Source organism: Nitrospirota bacterium, from assembly GCA_030645475.1.
In the GTDB taxonomy this organism is placed as follows: domain Bacteria; phylum Nitrospirota; class Nitrospiria; order Nitrospirales; family Nitrospiraceae; genus Palsa-1315.
On sequence record JAUSMA010000019.1, the window covers coordinates 1 to 4369 of the forward strand.

4 protein-coding genes are annotated in these 4369 nt (G+C 57.4%); all 4 read left to right on the top strand.

Annotation, left to right across the window (positions count from 1 at the left end; genetic code table 11):
• Positions 1–1290: cytochrome B6 (locus Q7U76_05600; GenBank protein MDO8355843.1), on the top strand; the 1290-nt coding region annotated here is incomplete at its 5' end.
• 48 nt (positions 1291–1338) lie between these two features.
• Entirely contained in the window at positions 1339–1830 is a 492-nt protein-coding gene (locus Q7U76_05605) for a PRC-barrel domain-containing protein (GenBank protein MDO8355844.1), read from the top strand.
• 40 nt (positions 1831–1870) lie between these two features.
• Positions 1871–3136: a hypothetical protein gene (locus Q7U76_05610; protein ID MDO8355845.1), complete on the top strand. Its 1266-nt coding sequence runs from the start codon at positions 1871–1873 to the stop codon at positions 3134–3136.
• Between the two features lie 270 nt (positions 3137–3406).
• Positions 3407–4195 carry a hypothetical protein gene (locus Q7U76_05615; protein MDO8355846.1) on the top strand — a complete coding sequence of 263 codons (789 nt, stop codon included), beginning with the start codon at positions 3407–3409 and terminating at the stop codon, positions 4193–4195.
• Positions 4196–4369 lie beyond the last annotated feature (174 nt).

Sequence of the window (4369 nt, forward strand, 5' to 3'; positions counted from 1 at the left end):
CCCGTCGATCTCAAGGAGGACGTGGCGGCCGTCATCGCGCGCATGAACGCCGCGAAGCCTGAGACCATGAAGCGGCAGATGGATCTGCTCAACGAGCGCTACGACCTCGCGAATCGCCCGGCCAAAGACGCCACGATGTCCCGAGGCAAGCCGGTCCAGGAAGGGATACGAGTCAAACTTCAGCAGGGGACGACCTGGGAAACACTTCAGGCCATGAGCCCCGAAGAGATCCGGGAAAAGAATGCGTTTCCGGCTGGATTTTTTCCTCTTCCTCACCCCAACCATCCTGAAGGGGGGATGGTATTTCCCACGTTCCATATCCAGGAGATGCAGAAGCAGGAGGGCCGTGATCTCACTCGCTTCGATCTGGAATTCGATCTGCCGGACCATTTCTTGCCTGAGTTTCCGGCCCCCATCTACCTCACGACCAGGACGGATCTCGGTGACCTGTCCCGCGGCAAATTGGTGACCCTCGACAACTATTATGAACTTTTCAACGGGATCCTGAATCCGAAACAACTCGAAGGCCTTCGCCTGCTCGTCACCGCATTCCCACAGCAACAGTTCAACCAGACTGAAGATCGCCGCACCCTGCGTCCCAGCCGTGGCGTGGCCTGCTTCGACTGTCATGCGAACGGCCACACGAATGCCGGCACCCATCTGGCTGGAGATGTCCGCCCTCAGGAGTTCCGCCATCGGCTTGATACCCCGACGTTGCGCGGCCTGCACATTCAGCGGCTGTTCGGCTCGCAACGGGCGCTGAAAAGCGTGGAGGATTTCACGGAGTTCGAACAACGCGCGGCCTACTTCGACGGCGACCCCGTCATCGCGGCCAAAAAAGGCATCAACATTCTCGAGCGGGGCAGCCAGGTGCACTTCATGGCAGAATTTCAGGAACTCCTGGACTTCCCCCCGGCCCCAAAACTCGGCATCGACGGCAAATTGAATCCCACGAAAGCCACGGCAGCCGAGAAGCGAGGGCAGGATCTGTTCTTCGGCAAAGCGACATGCGCGAGTTGCCACCAGGCGCCCTATTACACAGACAATTCCATGCACAATTTAAAGGTGGAGCGCTTTTATAAGCCGCGGATGATCAATGGACGCATGGCAAGCGCCGATGGCCCCATCAAAACCTTTCCCTTACGCGGCATCAAGGATTCGTCCCCCTACTTGCACGATGGGCGGTTGCTTACCCTGGAGGATACCGTCGAGTTCTTCAACCTGGTATTGGGGACTCAATTGACGGCGGCAGAGAAGCAGGACCTGGTGGCATTTCTACGCGTGCTTTAATGTCATGACCGATCATTCCCCTCGAATGGGAACTGCGGAAGAAGAACGTTGTTCAGAAGGAAGAAGACGACGACAAAGTTGTGGGTCGCGTTCGCCGTAGTGGCTCTCTGTACCACCTTCACCCTCAATCCCTCCATCGCCGCGCGCGACAAGAGCGGCGTGCTGAAGGCCAGCAATCTGATCGGGGCCAAGGTCCAAGATACCGAAGGCAAGAAGCTCGGGGATATCAAAGACCTCGTCATTGACCCGCTGGAAGGAGACATTGAATATGTCGTGCTGGAATTTGGCGGGTTTCTAGGGATCGGAGACAAGTATTTTGCCGTACCGTGGGAGGCGATGCACGTAAGCGATGACCAAAAACACCTCGTCCTCGACGTGAGCAAGAAGGACCTCAAACATGCCCCTGGCTTCTCCAAAGATCAGTGGCCCGACATGTCGAATCGGGAATGGATCGTCACGGTCTACGAATATTATAATCTGCCGCGCCCCGAAGAGGGAAACAGCGCGACAGACAAGTCAAGAGGGACCCACAAGAAATAACGAGCGGATACGACCATCGAGCCTGATCGGTTGAGATACCATGACGTGGCATGCCGCTGCCGCCTCTCTCTTCATATTCGCCTTCACAGCCTGCGTGACCGCGCCCACTCAGATGGCCCCCAAGCTGAAGCCACGCTCTGCCGTCATCGTGGTGGCGGGCTATTACGGGACCAAGCTCGCGCGCGTCGATAATGGGAACCTCCTTTGGGTCATCGCATCGCAAGCCCTCGGGGGCGACGAATCGCTGACGCTGCCGTTGCCCGAACTGGGGCTCGACGGGACGGCTCTCCGCCCGGCCGGGATCCTCGATGAAGTCAGGGTGATCCCCTGGCTCTATTCGTTCGAGTTGTATCGTCCTCTCCTCGATGAGCTGGGCCGGCTGCATCAAGGGCAGCTGTCGGTCTCTTCCTTGAATTACGACTGGCGGCTGGATCTCATGGATGCCGTCCGGCTGTTGCGCAGGGAGATCGAGCGTCTCCATTCCGAAGGCACAACGCATATCGCCCTCGTCGCCCATAGCATGGGCGGCTTGATCGTCAGTTACTATCTTCGATACGGCGATCAAGAGCCGGACGAGGCGGTTGAAACCTGGGAGGGCGCGAGGCAAGCCGAGAAGGTCGTCATGGCGGGTGTGCCCTACCTGGGGTCCATATGGGCCTTTCGCAACATGCAGTATGGCCGGCTGATCGGTCTCAACCGCTCGATTTTGCATCAACAGGCGATGGCGTCGTTTCCCGCCTCCTACTATATGCTGCCGCTGTCGGAGGCGGATGTCTTGCTGGCGCCTGCGCAACAACCAATGGCGGGACGAATTCGCACAGCGGCCAATTGGCGCGGCCAGGGATGGGGCTTGATGAAGAACACAGGATCTGCGCCGGCCCAGACCATCAACCGTCGCGAGACCTACACCTCCTACTGGCTGGATCGATCGCAACGCTTCCTGGATCGGCTCCATGCTCCCCTCGCCACGCCGAACCATCGACCGATTCCTGTCCTCTATCTCGCGGCGGAGGGGCAGCGCACCCTGGCGGGAGGCGTCTGGATACCGGAGGAGGCAGGACAGGACCGGGGCAATGTCCTGTTCGATACCGATCAGTTCAAGACGCGTCTTCCCGATCTCGACCCGGACATCGTGAACGAGGATGGAGACGGGTCGGTCACCCTGAAGTCTGCCTCCCTGCCTGCGGCCTATGAGAAGGCCTTCCATGTCACCACTCAGCGCTTGCGGGTGGGACATATGGAGTTAGTGACCGGCCCAGAGAGTCGACGCCGGATCGCAGATTTTCTTCAAGCACCGCCGCAATAGTTGGGGTTCCACGACTTTTCACGTTTCCATCCAGACAGAGACTTCACCCGTCCTCTCAGGCTGAGTCAATTCCTCACATCTGAGCACTATTGATCAGACGCCTCCAGCTCGAAAGGCATAACATCAGCATCGTAATCCGACTCAGAGCCCTAGCGGCTTCTTGCCTTATCGGGAGAGAGACGTGGCCATAGTCTCGATCCCATTGTGATGCTTCCCGGTGGTGCAGTGGAACACTGAACATTCACGTTAGCGAAATCGAAAGGAGAACTCATGACACCACATACTCTCTGGCTGCTGGCAGTCCTCACCATCTGGCTCATCGCAACGGGACCCGTTGCTCATGCTGCCGAAGTGCAGGGGACTGACCCTCAGCTGCTTTCCGAGAACCGCGTGCTTCTCGGCACGGTAGAGGAAATCAGAAGCGACCAGGCCAAAATCAATATCGGCGAGGGGCAGCCTCGATATATCCCCATGAACGTGCGCAAGGATAAGGGATTGCCGGAACTGAAAGTAGGAGATCTGATCGAGATCACCGTCAACGATCAGAATCTGCTGGTCGATGTGCATAAAGCCGGTGAGGCCAGTCACCATCGTGTGGTTCACGGACGGCTCGCCGAACCGATGCCGACCGGACACGATAAGGCGGTGATTCGTACCACTGAGGGGAAAGAAGAGACGCACCTCATCCGGCCGGTTGCAAAAAGTAAGGTCGCATCGATTCCCGTCGGAGCAGACGTCATTTTTCTCATCGACGAATTGGATAAGATCGTCGACGTGACGATGGGGAGCGTGGAGTCAGTGCATCGGGCGGCGGACCTCGGGCAGCAGAAGTCTCCTCTCAAGGGCAACCTCGAACAGGTCACAGGAAAAATCCTGAAGCCCTTGAAGAACAATATCATTGTCATTCGGACCGAGGACGGCAAAAAGCACTCGTACAAGGTACGTTCGCTCGTTCAGCCGAGGCTGGCGACGCTGTCCAAAGGCGATGCCGCCGTACTCTTAGTGGACCAGGAAAACAAGGTCACGGACGTCGCATTTCAGCCGAGTGCGCCAAAGTAAGTGGACGTCGAATTCACCGAAACGTCGTTCATTATGAGCAAGGCAACCACGAAGCCGTTCCCTGCATGAAATATTCGAATGTGAGCAATTGTGAACAGATTGCCAACTGCTTGTTAGATAGACTTGACCAGAACTTACATATGCGCAGGCATGTGTCCATCCACAGGAGGGAAC

What these genes read in the sequence shown, in the direction of transcription:
- Q7U76_05610 (MDO8355845.1), top strand. Translation starts at nt 1,871, where the DNA reads ATGACGTGGCATGCCGCTGCCGCCTCTCTCTTCATATTCGCCTTCACA.
- Q7U76_05615 (MDO8355846.1), top strand. Translation starts at nt 3,407, where the DNA reads ATGACACCACATACTCTCTGGCTGCTGGCAGTCCTCACCATCTGGCTC.